This window comes from Sphingomonas glacialis (genome assembly GCF_006439055.1).
GTDB classification, from domain to species: Bacteria; Pseudomonadota; Alphaproteobacteria; order Sphingomonadales; family Sphingomonadaceae; genus Sphingomonas; species Sphingomonas glacialis_A.
This window is the reverse complement of sequence record NZ_RCZC01000001.1, coordinates 503,538-518,973: the sequence shown is the minus strand read 5'-3', so window position 1 is coordinate 518,973 and position 15,436 is coordinate 503,538. Positions and strand designations below refer to the sequence as shown.

The window sequence follows — 15,436 nt, the reverse complement described above, 5'->3', positions numbered from 1 at the left end:
CTCGATCCCCTCCCTTTCAGGGAGGGGAGGAAGATTTACGGATAGCTGACCGTCTTGGGAATGGCCGGGATCGGGATCCATTCCTTGTCGTCGCCCGGCACCTTGGGGAACTCCCCGGCGGTCCAGGCGCGCTTGGCTTCGTCGATCCGGTCGCGGCGCGACGAGACGAAGTTCCACCACACGTGGCGCGGGGTGGTGAACGCCTCGCCGCCGCACAGCATCGCGCGCGCGCCTGTCGTCGAGCGCAACGTGGCTGCGGTGCCGGGCTTGAGCACGTAGAGCGTCATCGGTTCGAGCGTCATGCCGTCGAGCGTCGCTTCGCCGAGTGCGATGTAGAGCGCGCGTTCGTCGGCATCGGCGTCGATCGGGATCGACCCGCCCGCGTCGAGGACGATGTCGGCGTAGATCGTGCTGGCATAGGTGGTGGTCGGCGCGGTCGCGCCCCAGAGACTCCCCATCACGACGCGCGCGCGGGCGTTCGACACCTCGACCGTCGGCAGATCGGCGCGCGCGACATGCTCGAACGCCGGGGCCATTTCCTCGTCCTTCTCGGGCATGGCGAGCCAGGTCTGGATCCCCGACAGCTCGGGCCCGTCGGCGCGCGCAGCGTCGGGGGTGCGTTCGGAATGGACGATGCCGTGGCCTGCGGTCATCAGATTGACCGCGCCGGGCTCGATCACGACGTCGCTGCCGAGCGAATCGCGGTGGCCGAGCGCGCCGCCGAACAGATAGGTGACGGTCGACAGGTTGATGTGCGGGTGGGGCCGCACGTCGATCCCTTCGCCCATGCCGAGCCGCGACGGGCCCATTTGGTCGAAGAAGATGAACGGCCCGACCATCGTGCGCGGCCGCGACGGCAGCGTCCGGTGGACCTTGAAGCCGCCGAGGTCGTGCGTCACCGGGGTGATCGTCTGCAGGATGAGATCGTCGTTGGTCATTGCGGGCGCTCCAGGGCGTCGAGGATCGCGGGGAGATCCTCGGGAAAATAGGGTTCGGTGGCGGCGGCGAGATCGGCGCGCGTGAACCAGTGGAAACGCGTCATCACGCGCTGCTCGAGCTCGGTATGGCCGGCGGTGTCGACTGCATCATGGGGCGCGCGGACGAGGAAATAGCGCTCGTCGGCGCTGACCGGCACGCCTTCGATCGTGATGAACTCGGCATGGCGTTGCAGCACCTCGGGACCGCAATCGAGATCGAGCCCGGTTTCTTCGCGCAACTCGCGGCGCGCGGCCTCCGGATAGCTTTCGCCCGGATCGACCGCGCCGCCCGGGGTGCACCAGAAGGGCGGGCGATCGTCGGGATCGAAGCGGAACAGCAATACGCGGTCGGCCTCATCGAGCAGCAGGATGCGCGCCGCGGGGCGCAGTTTTCGCGTCATGCTGCGTCTAGCTCGGGATAGTGGCGGAAGATGCCGTCCTGGTTGAACGGCAGGCGGCGGTCGCTTTTCAGATAGGCGCGGATGCCCGGCAGGTCGGCGACGAGATCGTGGATGCGGATCACGCCGGGATAGTCGCTTTCGATCGCCGCCATACGCTTGGGGAACATGTAGCGTAGCCCTTCGACCAGCTGGAACAGCGAGGTATCGACATAGGTCCAGTGATGGTCGAGCAGCCATTCGCCCATGCCGCCCTGCGCGGCGCGCTCGAAATGGCCGAGGAACTTGGGCAGGCGCTGCTCGCGGAAGGCCTTAGCGACGCTGCGCGCGGCGTCCTTCTGCGCTTCATAGGTCAGCGACACGTCGAGCGGGTGATGCACGTTGTGCACTTCGGTGACCATGTCGGCGATCGTCAGCTGGAGCTGGTTGAGCCACAGCCGGTCGGCGATGCTGGTCGCGCCGACCTGGTGATGGTCGCCGAGGAATTGCAGGATGTTGGCGACCTGCGCGATCACCATGCCGTCCATCTCGAGATAGGGCGGCGCGAACGGCCCGTGCGCGTCGGCATGCTGCGCCATGTTGGCGATCAGCGCGTCGGCGCCCTCGACGCGCCCGCATTCGACATAGGCGATCCCGGCGGCCTCGAGCGGGAGGCGGATGAATTCGCCGCGGCCCTGGATTTCGGGCCAATACCAGAGACCGTAGCGCATCGTCATTCTCCCGGCGCGCGTGCACGGATCGCGAGGGCATGGATCCGCTCGCGCAACAGATCGGCGAGCGCCTGATTGACCAATCGTTGTCGTGCAACGCGCGACAGGCCCGAAAAGACCGGGGCCGCTACATCGACGCTGAAATGCGATTCGCCGGTGCCGTCGTCGCCGAGATGGCCGGCATGCTGCGCGCTGTCGTTCGACACTTCGAGCGCGGTGGGGGCGAGCGCGGCGACGAGGCGCTCGCGGATCTCCTCGACGAGCGGTCGCGAAATCGAGGCGGGAATCGGGGCGGGGGCGGTGGCAGGGTCGGTCATCGCGCCTATATAGGCCGCTTTTGCATTTGAGGGAGCCGCGTGGCGCGCGAGGACGACAAGAAAGATGGCGCGCGAGAGCGTCCCGCCCCGCGCTTCCATGGCCGGGTCGAGGGCAGCGGGCGCGTGTGCGAGGAACCGGGCTGCGAACTGGCGGGCGAATTCCGCGCGCCGGCGGGCGATGCGCCGCGCTTCGGCGGCGACGGGCCGCGGCCGTATCGCTGGTTCTGCCTCGACCATGTCCGCGCGTTCAACGCGCGCTACAATTTCTTCACCGGCATGAGCGCCGAGGAAATCCATCAGCAGCAGCGCCCGTTCGCGGGATGGGAGCGCGAGACGCGTGCCTTTGCGCATTCGGGCGCCGACGTGCCGCCGAAATGGGGCGATTTCAGCGATCCGCTCGACGCGATCGGCGCGCGCTTCCGGCGTGCGGCGGAGCCCGCGCGCAAGGATGGGCGACCGCTGTCGGAGGTCGACCGGCGCTCGTTGAAGGTGCTGGGGCTGGCGGCGGATGTCGACCGGCGGGGATTGCGCGAAAAATATGCCGAACTGGTGCGGAAATATCATCCCGATCGCAACGGCGGCGACCGCAGCTTCGAGAGCAAGCTGCAGGAGGTGATCGCGGCGTACACGCAGCTGAAGGGCGCGCCGGCCTTCGCTTGATGAGGTTGGTTTGATACGATAAATTCCTCCCTCGCGAAGCGGGGGAGGGGGACCATGAGCGTTCAGCGAATGGTGGAGGGGGGCGGACGGTGGAGGTGAAGGGCACCCGCCGCGCCCGCGTTAGTGCGAAGCGGTTGCGGCGCGAGATGTCGCTGCCCGAGGTGCTGTTGTGGCAAGTCCTCCGCACCCGGCCGGACGGGCACCGTTTCCGTCGCCAAGCCCCGGCGGGGGACTATGTGCTGGATTTCTACTGTGCGCCCGCGCGCCTCGCGATCGAGGTGGATGGCGAGGCACACTCGCGCGGGGATCGGCCAGCGCGCGATGGCGCGCGCGCGATGCTTGGCTGGAGCAGCGCGGGGTCGCAATGCTGCGCCTGCAGGCCGCGGACGTGCTGCGTGATCTCGACGGGGTTGTGCGGCACATCCTTTGCGAGGTCGGCACGCGCTTCCCCCCTCCACCACCAGCCTGAAGAAGGCTGGCGGTCCCCAGTGTGGGGTCGATCATGCCCCCGGCATGATCTTGGATTGCCGGGGGCAATCCAACCCCACACTCCCGCTGCGCGGGGGAGGATTTGAGTAGGCGATCCGCTTTGCCATCCTACCGCAGCCTTCCGCGAACCCCATCGCCTTGGTCGCGGCGCTCCAGTGATGGCTGGCGCCGGGGGCGCGGACATCCGCATTTCTCTAGGTGGATGCGAGGGGGTTAGGTCAGGCTCCCGCCCCCGAAGCGACCACGCCGAACACCAATCCGTGCGGATCGCTTGCGACGATGATGCGGTCGCCGCCCGGCACTTCGGCCGGACCATAGAGCACGCTGCCGCCGGCCTCGGCCACTTTGGCCGCGGCGGCGACGATGTCGGGCGCGCGGAAATAGAAGCGCCAGCCGGGCGCCGGCTCCGCGCCGTCATGCCGCATCGTCGCGCCGATCGTCGTGTCGCCGACCGCGAAGAAGCGGTATTCGCCCAGCGGTCCCATCGGCATGACGTCGGGATAGGACCAGCCGAACACCGCGCGGTAGAAGGCGTCGCCGGCGTCCTGATCGGGGGTGATCAGCTCGTTCCAATTGCATTTGCCCATGCCGGTGCGGTCATAGGCGGTGCTGTCCGCGTCGCTGTTGCCGCGCATGATGTAGAACGGGATGCCCTGCGGATCGGCGACCACCGCCATGCAGCCGACGCCCGGCATGCTCCACGGGCCCATATGCACCGCGCCGCCCGCGGCCGTGATCGCCGCGGCGGTCGCATCGACGTCATCGACGCCGATATAGAACAGCCAGCCGGGTTTCGCGCCGCCCGCCTGCATCTCGGGGCTCAGCCGCATCACCCCGCCGACCGCGCCCCCGATTGCGCCCCCGATTCCCCCATTGCCGGTTTCGATCATGCGATAGTCCATCTCGGGCATGGGCTCGCCGATCGTCCAGCCGATGACATGATCGTAAAAGGCTTTGGAGGCAGGCGGATCGGCGCTGACGAGTTCGTACCAGATCGGCGTGCCGTGCGGGTTGGTCATCGTCCGTCTCCTGTCGATCAGGCGGTCAGCGCGAGCGCGGGGGCGATCCCGCGATGGATCAGGCGGCCTCGGCGGTGGCCGGCGGCCCGTCTTCCACCGCGGCAGGGTCCATCCAGAACGGGCCGAAGCCATGGCCGTCGAGATCCCAGAAGGCGCGGCTGTACATGAAGCCTTCGTCCTCTGGCCCATGCGCCTCGCGACCGCCCGCGGCGACCGCCGCCTCGGCGATCGCATCGACCTCGCCGCGGCTGTCGAACGCCAAGGCGAACAGCGCGCCGCTCGTCGCCTGCGTGTCGGCGATCGGCTTGGGGGTCAGCGTGGCGTAGAACGCCTTCGCCGCGACCATGACATAGATCGAGTCGGACCAGACGAGGCAGGCACCCTGGTCGTTGCTGAACGCCGGGTTCTTCACGAAGCCGATCGCCTCGTAAAAGGCGGTCGAGGCCGCGACATCGGACACGGGAAGGTTGATGAAGATCATGCGGGGCATCGTGTGACTCCTGCAGGTGCGATTGTGCGAATCGACATAGGCAGGGGTGCGCTTTCTGGTTATAAAAAGCAACGATGAAGTTATCTAAAGTTACTGCGAGTGGCGCGGGTGCGGCAAAGCGTTGGTATGACGATGCCTGCGGTACCGCGCTGGCGATGGAGCTGGTGGGCGAACGCTGGTCGCTGCTGATCGTGCGCGAGCTGATGTTCGGGCCGCGCCGCTTCGGCGAACTGCGCGCGGGACTCACCGGGATCAGCGCCAATGTGCTGACGCAGCGGCTCGAGAGCATGGCGCGCGTCGGCATCCTGCAGCGGCGCACGCTGCCGCCGCCGGCGTCGGTGCAGGTCTATGAGCTGACGCCGTGGGGCTATTCGGCCGAGGTGGCGATCCAGGAACTCGGGCGCTGGGCGGTGCAATCGGTGCTGCATGACCCGACTCTGCCGTTCAGCCCGGCCTCGGCAATGCTGTCGTTCCGCACGATGATCGACCGCAGCCGGAGCGGCGCGTTCGATGCAAGCGTCGGCTTCCGCTTCGGCGCCGAGACGTTCGTCGCGACGGTCGATGCGACCGGAATCGCGATTCGGCGCGGCGAGCCCGAAGGGGCGGTGGTGTTCGAGACCGACCCGCCGACGCTCGCTGCCATCGTCTATGGCGGCCGGCCGATTGCCGATGCCGAGGCGGCAGGCGTGCTCGGCGTGACGGGGGATCGTGCGCTCGCCGAACAATTCGTCACGCTGTTTCCGCTGCCGCCCAAGCTCGCTTCTTGAGTCCGCGCCCAACCTTGGCCTAAGGCTGCTGCATGACCGAGATTCCCAACACCCAGCCCGACAGCCGCGAGACGACGATCCTCGACGCGCCCGACCAGATGAAGAAGGTGCGCGACCTGTTCGGCATCGATTCGGACATGGAAGTCCCGGCGTTCAGCGAAGCCGACGAGCGCGTGCCCGATCTCGATCCGGCCTATGTGTTCGACCAGGACACGACGCTGGCGATCTGCGCAGGGTTTGCGTTCAACCGCCGCGTGATGGTGCAGGGCTATCATGGCACCGGCAAGTCGACGCATATCGAGCAGATCGCGGCGCGGCTCAACTGGCCGTGCATCCGCATCAACCTCGATGCGCATATCAGCCGCATCGACCTGGTCGGGCGCGATGCGATCGTCTTGAAGGACGGCCAGCAGGTCACCGAATTCCGCGAGGGGCTGCTGCCCTGGGCGCTGCAGACGCCGACCGCGCTCGTGTTCGACGAATATGACGCGGGCCGCCCCGACGTGATGTTCGTGATCCAGCGCGTGCTCGAGACCGAGGGCAAGCTGACGCTGCTCGACCAGAACCGCGTGATCCGCCCGAACCCGTTCTTCCGCCTGTTCGCGACCGCCAATACGGTGGGCCTGGGCGATACGTCGGGCCTGTATCACGGCACGCAGCAGATCAACCAGGGCCAGATGGACCGCTGGAACATCGTCGTCACGCTCAACTATCTGCCGGCGGCGGTCGAGGCGCGGATCGTGCTCGCCAAGTCGGGCGAGTATGACCAACCCGAGGGCAAGAAGCAGGTCGAGAACATGGTGCGCGTGGCGGACCTGACGCGGCGTGGCTTCATCAACGGCGATATCTCGACGGTGATGAGCCCGCGTACCGTCATCACCTGGGCGCAGAACACGCTGATCTTCGGCGATGTCGGCTTCGCGTTCCGCCTGTCGTTCCTCAACAAGTGCGATGAGACCGAGCGCAGCCTGGTCGCGGAATATTACCAGCGCGTGTTCGGCAAGGATCTGCCCGAGAGCGTCGTCGGCGCGCCGAAGATCGGCGCAAAGGCATGATCGCGGCGCTGCTCCTGCTTCAGGCGGCAGCGCCCGCCGCCGCCGCTGCTGCTGCTGCTGCACCATCCGCGCCTTGGGCGGTGCAGACGCGCACGAGCGGCAAGACGATCGCGACCTCGAGCTCGGCCTGGTCGAGCGATGCCAGCGCGCGGCTGGTGGTGCGCTGCGACGCTACGGCGGAGAAGATCGTCTCGCTGCAGTTTATCCCTAAGGGCGGCTTCGCTGCCGCGCTGCCGCGGCCGGTGTCGCTCAATGTCGACGAAGGCGGGTGGCTCGGCACCAATTGGCAGTTTCCGGGGAGCGGCGCGTTCATCAGCGACGATGTCGTCGTCAGCAATCTCGCGGCGATGATCGCGCAGGGGAAATCGATCCGCGTGCGCGTGATGGATCCCGACAACAAGCCGGTCGATGCGGTGTTCACGGGACCTGGGGCGGGGCCGATCCGGCAGGTGCTGTCGGCCTGCGGCTATGAGTTCGGCAAGGCGCCTTCGCGCGCCGGGGCGCCGGCGCCGCGTCCGTCCGTCGATCCGGCGACGGCCAAGAAGGCCCCGGATCCCGAAGACGAGTAAGGGGCGTTCCGATGACCGATCACGCTGCGACCACGCTCGGGCGCCTCAACCATGTCGGCGTCGCGACGCCCTCGATCGAACGTTCGATCGCGCTGTACCGCGACCTGCTCGGCGCGACGGTGATCGGCGAGCCGTTCGATTTGCCGGCGCAAGGGGTGAAGGTGTGCTTCATCGACACGCCCAATACGCAGATCGAGCTGATCGAGCCGTATGACGATAGCTCGCCGATCGCGGGGTTCCTGCGCAAGAACCCGGCGGGCGGGCAGCATCACGTCTGTTTCGAGGTGCCCGACATCCAGGTCGCGGTCGCCGATCTGAAGGCGAAGGGCGCGACCGTGCTCGGTGAGCCGCGGATCGGCGCGCATGGCACGCCGATCGTGTTCGTCCATCCCAAGGACATGGGCGGGATGCTGGTCGAGCTGATGGAGACGCCGGCGCACGACTAGCGTGGCTCTGTCTTTCGGCGTATATTCGCATTGTGAACGACCCTAATCCCAAGCTTCAGCCGGTCGATGACGACATCGGTCCGCTCGACGAGCATGGCCAGCAGATCTGGTCGCCCGAGACCGAGGCGATGGTCGCCCGACTGCACGCTGATCCGGACTATTGGGCGGGGATCGAAGAGGCGGAGGCCGACATCGCTGCCGGACGCGTCTATACCACCGAGGAAGTCTGGGAGCATCTCGCCGAGACCAAACGGCGTTGGCGGGCCGAACGCGGCCTGTGAAAATACGCTGGTCGGCGCGTGGCAATGCCGATGTGCAGCGGCTCTGGCTCTTTGCCGCTGACCGCGACGTCGGCCTAGCCGAGCGACTGGAAGAAGAGCTTCGCCATCGCGCGGAGCTGCTGGCGGCCTTTCCGAAAATGGGACGCCGCATCAGCGACAAGGGGCATCGCGAGATGTCGCTGGTTAACCTGCAATGCATCCTCAGATATCGTCTTGCGGACGATGTGATTCTTATCCTCCGCGTCCACCACGCCCGCGAAAACAGGGAAACGCCATGACCACGATGATCCAGTCCGAACGGCGCGGCGACGTGCTCGTCCTTACGCTTGACCGGCCCGAGCGGCTCAATGCTGCGCCGCCCGCGATGTTCGTCGAATTGCGCGAGGCGCTCGAAGCACTCGACGGCGCGCGCGCGGTGCTGATCGCGGGGGCGGGGCGGGCTTTCTGTTCGGGGGCGGATGTCGGGGGCGGGGCGCTCGGCAGCGAGGATCCGGGCAATGCGACCTTCGCGGCGCTGACGGAGAGCTACAATCCGACGATGGCGGCGATCGCCGATCTCGCCGTGCCCGTCGTCAGCGCGGTGCGCGGGCCGGCGGCGGGGATCGGCTGCAGCCTCGCGCTCGCCGCCGATTTCTGCGTGGCGAGCGAGACCGCCTATTTCCTCCAGGCGTTCGTCAATATCGGGCTGGTGCCCGATGGCGGCGCGAGCTGGATGCTGCCGCGGCTGATCGGCAAGGCGCGCGCGAGCGAGATGATGCTGCTCGGCGAGAAGGTGCCTGCGGCCAAGGCGCTCGACTGGGGGATGATCCACAAGGTCGTCGCCGACGATGCGCTTGACGCCGAGGCGTTCGCGCTGGCGGAGCGGCTGGCGGCGGGGCCGACGCGCGCGATCGGGCTTATGCGCCGCCAGATCCGCAGCGCCTATGAAAGCGATTACGCCGCGGCGATGCTGCAGGAGGCGGAGAACCAGCGCACCGCGCGTGGCTCGGCCGATTCGATGGAGGGCGGGCTCGCCTTCCTGCAGAAGCGCAAGCCCGCCTTCACCGGCGCCTGAGCCGCGCCGGTCAGCGCAGCGGGATGCCGTAGAGCGCGTGGTGGGTCAGGACGAACAGCGTCTTGCCCGCCTCGCCGCCGACGAGCAGTTGCAGCGGGCGCTCGGGCACGTCGATCTGGCCGATCGGCTTGCCGTTCGCGTCGAACACGAACACCTGGCCGTTGGCAACATAGACGCGGCCCTGCGCGTCGGTCGTCACGCTCTCGCCGCCGCGGTTGGCGAACGGCGCTAGATCGGTGACGACGCCCTGCGCCGCGACACGGCCGCGATAGGTCTTGTTCTCGGACGCGTTGGTGACGAACACCGTTGCGCCGATCGCGGCTGCGGTGAAGCCGTAGCTGTCGAGCGCGTCGGAGAAGCGCCAGCCGAGGAAGCTCGACGGGCCCTGCTGGAAGGTGCGGTAGGCGGGGAGCACCAGGCTGCCATCGGGCGAGACATATTCGCGAGTCTTGGCGAGGCCCATGTCGCGGACGAACATGTCGGCGAGCGTCGGATAGGTGAAGGTCCTCGGGTCGAGCTGATCCTTGAACTCGCCATTGACCCAGTAATTGACCGGGAGCGCGGTCTGGGCGCCGGGATGATTGGCCACCGGGGTCGGCGGGATGACGGTGATCGCCGCGTCGCTGCGCTTGGGATCGAGGCTGTAGACCGTACCTTCGCGACCGTTCGAGGACAGGACGAGCAGCTTGCCCGAGCGGTCGACCGCGAGATTGACCGGGTCGAGCGAGGCGTCGCTGACAACGGTCAGCCCGGTGGCGCCCGACCAGGCTTGGATTCGCTGGTGGCGGTGATCGACGAAGTACAGCGTTCCGTCCGAAGCGACAGCGCCGCCGGCGGCGGAGTAGAAACCGTCGGCGAGCTTTTCGACCTTCGCGTCGGCGACCGCTTCGCGCGCGGGCGCTGCGGCCGCGCCGACGTCGAGCATTGCGAACTCGTGCTCGCGCACCTCGAGGCCGTGAGTCACGTCCTGGATCGCGTTTTCGTAGGGGAATTTGCTCGCGCGCAGATAGGTCGCGCAGCCATTCTCGTCACACGTGCCGAGGCCGCTCTCGGCGTTGACGTGGACGTTGCGGAAGCGGAGGTCGTGCGAGTCGATCAGCCGGACCGCGGTCGGCGCGGGTTTCAGCGAGCGCGTCACGCGGTAGGCGTGGAGGTTGGCGAGCAGGATATCGTGGCTGTGGCGGATCTCGAACGAGACCGCGTCCTGGCTCTCGCCGGCTTCCTCCTCGGTTTGCGGCGCGAGGAATTCCCAATTGGCGACATGATCGAGCACGAATTCGGCGCGGGCGTGATGCTCGATCGACATCTGGTAGACATGGCCGGGGATCGTCGTGTCGGAGACGAGCATCCCGGACTGGGCATAGGTGTTGGGGCTCCACAGATTGGCGAAGGTCCCGCCGCCGCCCTGCACCCACAGGCTCGGATATTGCGCGTCCCAGCGCTTGGCGGGATCGGCGTCGCCGGTGTGGTTGGCGTTGTACGGATCGAAGCGGCTGCCGTCGGCGAGGTCGGTGCCGTGGCCGCCCTGGAACTTGACGTCCTCGACCAGCGACTTGGCGCCGGCGTGCCATAGCAAAGCCGTCGCCCGCGGGTTGATGCCGCCGGTGAACAAGCCGAGCCCCGAGACGATCGCATCGCCGCCGCGCGCGCTTTCGATCAGCGGCTTGGCCGGCCCGACGCCCTGGAAGGCGGGGGTGCCGTCGGGCAGGATGATCTGCGTCAGGCTCGGGTGGAGCGCGACGAGTACGCTGTCGGGCTTTAGTTTCAAAGTGTCGGTGACGCGGTAGCGGCCGGCGGGGAAATAGACGGTGCGATGCGTGTCGATCGCGCGCTGGATCGCGGCGGTGTCGTCGGTCGCGTCGTCGCCCTTCGCGCCGAGGCTGCGGACGTTCGCCCAACTCGCCGTGGAGGGCAGCGCGCGGAGCGCGGGCGGCGGCGCTGCGGGCAGCCGTGCGATCGGTGCGGCGTTCATCACCGTTTGGTAGCTGCCGGTGGTGCCGAGGCCGGGGACCGCGAGACCGTAGTTGAACGCGGTGACACGGTAGCTTGGCCCCGCTCCGGCGACGCTCCGGCCGCTGTCGCGGAAACGTGCGAAGGTCGGCGTGCCGCTGGCGAGCGCGTTCTCGAAGCCGATCTGCGTGTAGACATTGTTCTCGTTGCTGATCACTACCGCCGCGTTCGAGACGTTCTCGAAGCGGAGATCCTTGCCCCACAGCCAGTCGCCATAGCCGCGGTCGATATCGATCGCGGTCGGCACATTGCGGAAGGCGACATTGACGAGCGTCAGGCTCGCCTCATGCTCGCGGATCGCGCTTTCGCGCTGCCCGTCGAAGCTCGAGTCGAGCAAGGTGAACTGCCAGGCGGGCGAGGGCTTTTCGGTGAGAATGCCGTAACGGCCGCCGTGGAAGTGCAGGTCCTGCGCCTGGTTGGCGACCTGATAGAGCCCGGCCAGCCCCGAGCCGATCTGGAAATCGATATGCGCGAGATAGGCGTGCTGGGCGGCATGGAAGCGGATTGCGGTGGCGGCAGGGTTGCCCGCGCCGATCACGAAGTCGACGTTCGCCAGCGCGGGGTAGAAGGTGCCGGGGTTGGCGTCGGCGATGGCGGCGTTGAACGGCACGCTGCCGGGGGGTGGGAAGGGGACGCGCTGGGGTTTGGCGGTATCGCTCGCGCCGGGTTTGGCGCCGGCGAAGATCACCATGTTGGCGACGCCTTGCTGGAAGCCCGGGGTCGCATCGCCGAGCACGATCACCGGCCGCGTCTTGCCGACGCCGAACACGCGCACGCCCGGCCAGATGTAGAGCGTGCGGCTGATGCGATAGCGCCCCGACGGCACGAACACGATCCCGCCGCCGCCCTTCGCCGCGGCGGCGTCGATCGCCGATTGCAAAGCGCCGGTATCGTCGGCGCGGCCGTCGCGCGCGCCCGCGACCGTCACCGCGCGCGAATCTTCGGGCGCGGTGGCGTAATAGGAGGTCGAGGCGGCGGCGGGCGCTGCGGTCGCGACGAGCGTCGCGAGCAAGGCGGCCCGGAGGCGAATCGACCCATTCGGCATGGTATTTCCTTGGCATAAAAACGTCCCGGCCACCGGCCGGGACGTAAGGTGCCCGGCCCACCGGACCCGGTTGGGGACGAAGGTGCTAGAAGTTGTACCGCGCGCCAATCCGGAACAGCCGGCCAAGCGTATCATAGAGCGCCTGGTTGGTGTCGATGCCGGTGTTGGTCTGCGGCGACGGTGCCGGATCATGATCGAGCAGATTGTCGATCTTGAAATAGACGTTCAGCTTCTTGGTGATGTTATACGACCCGCCGATATCGAGATAGAAGGCGCCGGGCATCGAATTGTTGTCGATCGTCGGATGCTGGGTGGTCGAGACCGGGCAGCCGGTGCTGCAGACGACATATTCGTTGTTGTAGACGCCGTCGCTGAACCAGCGCTGCTGCACGCTCAGGCTGAACGTATCGGTGTTCCAGGCCTCGGTCGCGAGCAGCTTCCACGATGGCGTGTTGCCGGCATTGACCCCGGCGGACTGGGTCGGGATCGTGCCGGGGACGCCCGGATCGGTGATGTAGTTCTTCACGTTGGTGGCAAGCCCGCGCAGCACGACGCGACCCGGCAGGCCGACCTTGCCGAGGCCGAACTGATAGCTCGCCTCGATGTCGAAGCCGTCGGTGAAGATCGACGCGAGGTTGAACGCCTGCAGATTGACGTAGGGCGCGGTGCCGGCCGGCGGTGTCAGGTTGAACGCGCCGCACAGCGAGGTGATGTTGTTGAGATAGCAGAGATTGACCTCCTGCTGCGAGTTGAGCGTCGAGATCACGCCGTTGATCTTGATCCGGTAATAATCGAACGACGCGCTGAAGCCCGGCAGCCAGTGCGGGCGTGACAGCACGATGCCCGCGGTGGTGTTGCGCGCGATTTCGGGTTTCAGCGCGGTGTTGCCGATCGCATTCTGCAGGATCGTCAGCGTCGCCGGATCGCCCGGCGCGCGGTTGGGGTTGGGGTTGCTGAAGTTCGGCACGGTCGTCGTGATCGGCGCGGCGAACAGCTCCGACAGGTTCGGCGCACGCACGTCGCGCGAGGTCACCGCGCGCAGCCGCACGCCGTCGATCGGCGTGTCCCAGGTGCCGCCGACCTTCCAGGTATAGACCGTGCCCGAGGTGCTGTAATTGGTCACGCGCCCTGCGACGTTGAGGTTGGCGCTGCCGAGCGCGTCCGATTTGAGGAAGGGCAGGTTCACTTCGAGGAACCCTTCGGCGACATGATAGCTGCCGCGGCCGGCGTGGTAATTGCCGGCGTACCAATTGTTGCCCGCGGTGTTGAGCACCGGATCGGCGGGATAGGCGCTGCTATAGGGCGTCTCCGCCGACACGCCGTTTCCGTACGGATCGCCGGTGACATGGTAGAATTCGTTGCGATATTCGGCACCCGCGGCGACCGAGACCGGGCCCGCCCACAGGCTGAGCGGCGAGCCGCTGAAGCTGAAGTTGAACGCGTCCTGCGTCTGGCGGGTATGCTGGAACGGACCGTTGGCGGGTTCGATATAGGCAAGCGCGGCGGCGCTCGGCGTCGCGCCGCCGATGATGTTGATCGGCACGCAGCCATTTGCCCGCGCGACCGGATCGGCGCAGACGATCTGCCCGCCGAGATTGATCGCCTGGATCGCCGCGGCGTAGCGGTTGGTCAGCAGGATGTTCTTGACGTGGATGTCGGTGATGTTCTCGCCATGCTCGTACGAGATGTCGTAATTCCAGGTCGTCCCGAACACCGGCACCTTGCCCGCCGCGCCGCCGACGAAGCGATATTGCTTGCGCGTCGGATAGACCGAGATGTTGTTGGGCAGCTGGCCGTTGCTGGTGCCGAACTGGAACTGCGTGATCCCGGCGCTGGCGCAGGCCGCCTGGATCGAGGCGGGGACGAACGGGTTCGCGCATTGCAGCGTCAGCCCCGATTTGGTCGCGCCGGGGTTGGGCTGGTTCATCGTGTCGACCTGCGCGATGTTGACCGTCGCGTAGATCTCGTTGTTGGCGTCGACATCGAAGCCGACGCGGCCATAGCCGTTATAGCGATCGAGCCGCGACTGGAGCGTCGTGCCGATGCCGACATTGCCCGACAGATCGCCGCCCAGGCAGAAGCCGCCCTGCGTGTAGCAGCCCGACACCGTGCCCGCCGCGGTCTTAGACGGCACACCGTTCGAGCCGTATTGGAACTGGAACGGCTGGCCCGCCGCGTTGAACGCGGTGCCCTGCAGCGGCCCGTTGGTGATCAGCCCGTATTTGGTATATTGATACGCCTGCGCGTGATCGCGCACGAGATATTGCGGCGACCCGTCATTGGTGACGTTGCGGTTGATGAAGGTCGAGGTGCGATACCAGGTGCGCCCGCCGGCGAGTTCCTCGCCGAAGCCGCCAGCGGGAACGCCGTCCTCATGGTCATATTCGCCGCTGACCTGGACGTGCAGCCGATCGTTGAAGAACGACCTGCCGACCGCCGCCTGGAACAGACCCTGCTTGTTGTCGCCATAGGTGGTGATGCCGCCCTGGACGTTGGCCTTGAAGCCGACGAAGCGCTTGTCGGTGATGAAGTTGACGACGCCGCCGACCGCATCCGAGCCGTACGACGCCGATGCGCCGCCGGTGACGACGTCGACGCGCTTGATCAGCAATTGCGGGAACAGGCTGATGTCAGGAACGCCGGTGACGTTCGCGCCGACGACGCGCTGGCTGTCGAGCAGCGTCAGCGTGCGGATCGTGCCGAGGCCGCGCAGCGAGAAGGAACTGAGGCCCTGCTGGCCGCTCGACGTGCTGTTGGTGCCGGTGGTGACACCGCTCGAACCCTGCAGCGAGGGCAATTGCGCGATCGTCGTGAAGACGTTGGGCTCGGCGTTGCGCGCGATGTCGGCCGCACCGATGCTCTGCGTCGGGGTCGGCGCGGTGAAGCCGCCGGTGGTGATGCGCGAGCCGGTGACGACGATGTCCTGGCCGACGGCATCGGCCTGGGGCGCTGGCGGCGTGTCGCTTGGGAGGGGCTGCGCGGTCGGCGGGGCAGGCGGCTGCGCGGCGGGTGCGGTCTGCGCGAGCGACGGCGTCGCGATCGCGACCGCGATCAGCGAGGCGAGACTGGCCGTCAGCAGGGTGCCGCGGGTGCGACGGAAGAGCGGTCGGCGTTCGAAGATCGTATCGGTCATGTTGGTCCTCACCTGT

The 15,436-nt window shown here is 67.3% G+C and carries 17 protein-coding genes; 9 read left to right on the top strand and 8 right to left on the bottom strand.

Features of this window, described 5'->3' with window-relative positions:
- Positions 1-35: 35 nt before the first annotated feature.
- Genes EAH76_RS02435 through EAH76_RS02420 form a run of 4 tightly spaced genes read right to left on the bottom strand, consistent with a single transcriptional unit; the run spans position 36 to position 2,402 of the window.
- Positions 36-938 (bottom strand): pirin family protein, encoded by a 903-nt coding sequence (locus tag EAH76_RS02435; RefSeq protein WP_140847560.1) that lies wholly within the window; start codon positions 936-938, stop codon positions 36-38.
- The gene (locus EAH76_RS02430; protein WP_140847556.1) at positions 935-1,378 is read right to left on the bottom strand and encodes an NUDIX hydrolase; all 444 of its coding nucleotides are present in this window, start codon (positions 1,376-1,378) and stop codon (positions 935-937) included. Before EAH76_RS02430 ends, EAH76_RS02435 begins: the two co-directional genes overlap by 4 nt.
- Complete coding sequence (locus EAH76_RS02425) at positions 1,375-2,085, bottom strand: glutathione S-transferase (RefSeq protein ID WP_140847553.1); 711 nt, start codon at positions 2,083-2,085, stop codon at positions 1,375-1,377. Before EAH76_RS02425 ends, EAH76_RS02430 begins: the two co-directional genes overlap by 4 nt.
- A 2-nt stretch (positions 2,086-2,087) precedes the next feature.
- Positions 2,088-2,402, bottom strand: a complete 315-nt coding sequence (locus tag EAH76_RS02420) for a BolA family protein (RefSeq protein ID WP_140847550.1) — start codon at positions 2,400-2,402, stop codon at positions 2,088-2,090.
- A 39-nt stretch (positions 2,403-2,441) separates the two neighbouring features.
- Between EAH76_RS02420 and EAH76_RS02415 the strand changes: the two genes are divergently transcribed.
- Both EAH76_RS02415 and EAH76_RS02410 read left to right on the top strand, forming a co-directional pair.
- The gene (locus EAH76_RS02415) at positions 2,442-3,062 is read left to right on the top strand and encodes a J domain-containing protein (protein ID WP_140847547.1); all 621 of its coding nucleotides are present in this window, start codon (positions 2,442-2,444) and stop codon (positions 3,060-3,062) included.
- A gap of 146 nt (positions 3,063-3,208) precedes the next feature.
- Positions 3,209-3,637 (top strand): endonuclease domain-containing protein, encoded by a 429-nt coding sequence (locus tag EAH76_RS02410; protein WP_347233084.1) that lies wholly within the window; start codon positions 3,209-3,211, stop codon positions 3,635-3,637.
- A 132-nt stretch (positions 3,638-3,769) separates the two neighbouring features.
- Here EAH76_RS02410 and EAH76_RS02405 read toward each other — a convergent pair whose 3' ends face one another.
- Together EAH76_RS02405 and EAH76_RS02400 are read right to left on the bottom strand one after the other, a co-directional pair.
- Entirely contained in the window at positions 3,770-4,570 is an 801-nt protein-coding gene (locus tag EAH76_RS02405; RefSeq protein WP_140847543.1) for a VOC family protein, read from the bottom strand.
- A 58-nt stretch (positions 4,571-4,628) separates the two neighbouring features.
- Entirely contained in the window at positions 4,629-5,060 is a 432-nt protein-coding gene (locus EAH76_RS02400; protein ID WP_140847541.1) for a VOC family protein, read from the bottom strand.
- Positions 5,061-5,134: 74 nt separating this feature from the next.
- Here EAH76_RS02400 and EAH76_RS02395 point away from each other — a divergent pair, with 74 nt between their 5' ends.
- Genes EAH76_RS02395 through EAH76_RS02370 form a run of 7 tightly spaced genes read left to right on the top strand, consistent with a single transcriptional unit; the run spans position 5,135 to position 9,232 of the window.
- The gene (locus EAH76_RS02395; RefSeq protein ID WP_140847538.1) at positions 5,135-5,827 is read left to right on the top strand and encodes a winged helix-turn-helix transcriptional regulator; all 693 of its coding nucleotides are present in this window, start codon (positions 5,135-5,137) and stop codon (positions 5,825-5,827) included.
- 32 nt (positions 5,828-5,859) lie between these two features.
- Positions 5,860-6,882 carry a cobaltochelatase subunit CobS gene (gene cobS, locus EAH76_RS02390; protein ID WP_140847535.1) on the top strand — a complete coding sequence of 341 codons (1,023 nt, stop codon included), beginning with the start codon at positions 5,860-5,862 and terminating at the stop codon, positions 6,880-6,882.
- On the top strand, positions 6,879-7,451 hold the full coding sequence (locus tag EAH76_RS02385) for a hypothetical protein (RefSeq protein WP_140847532.1): 573 nt from the start codon (positions 6,879-6,881) through the stop codon (positions 7,449-7,451). The genes cobS and EAH76_RS02385 overlap by 4 nt, the downstream gene beginning before the upstream one ends.
- A gap of 11 nt (positions 7,452-7,462) precedes the next feature.
- Positions 7,463-7,897: a methylmalonyl-CoA epimerase gene (mce, locus tag EAH76_RS02380; protein ID WP_140847529.1), complete on the top strand. Its 435-nt coding sequence runs from the start codon at positions 7,463-7,465 to the stop codon at positions 7,895-7,897.
- Between the two features lie 32 nt (positions 7,898-7,929).
- Positions 7,930-8,178 (top strand): hypothetical protein, encoded by a 249-nt coding sequence (locus EAH76_RS23850; protein ID WP_161988949.1) that lies wholly within the window; start codon positions 7,930-7,932, stop codon positions 8,176-8,178.
- Complete coding sequence (locus EAH76_RS02375) at positions 8,175-8,456, top strand: type II toxin-antitoxin system RelE/ParE family toxin (protein ID WP_161988948.1); 282 nt, start codon at positions 8,175-8,177, stop codon at positions 8,454-8,456. The genes EAH76_RS23850 and EAH76_RS02375 overlap by 4 nt, the downstream gene beginning before the upstream one ends.
- On the top strand, positions 8,453-9,232 hold the full coding sequence (locus tag EAH76_RS02370; RefSeq protein WP_140847522.1) for an enoyl-CoA hydratase-related protein: 780 nt from the start codon (positions 8,453-8,455) through the stop codon (positions 9,230-9,232). The genes EAH76_RS02375 and EAH76_RS02370 overlap by 4 nt, the downstream gene beginning before the upstream one ends.
- 10 nt (positions 9,233-9,242) lie before the next feature.
- Here the strand turns inward: EAH76_RS02370 and EAH76_RS02365 are convergent, their stop codons facing one another.
- Together EAH76_RS02365 and EAH76_RS02360 are read right to left on the bottom strand one after the other, a co-directional pair.
- Positions 9,243-12,287 (bottom strand): glycosyl hydrolase family 28-related protein, encoded by a 3,045-nt coding sequence (locus tag EAH76_RS02365; RefSeq protein ID WP_140847519.1) that lies wholly within the window; start codon positions 12,285-12,287, stop codon positions 9,243-9,245.
- Positions 12,288-12,372: 85 nt separating this feature from the next.
- The gene (locus EAH76_RS02360; protein ID WP_140847516.1) at positions 12,373-15,420 is read right to left on the bottom strand and encodes a TonB-dependent receptor plug domain-containing protein; all 3,048 of its coding nucleotides are present in this window, start codon (positions 15,418-15,420) and stop codon (positions 12,373-12,375) included.
- Positions 15,421-15,436: the final 16 nt, after the last annotated feature.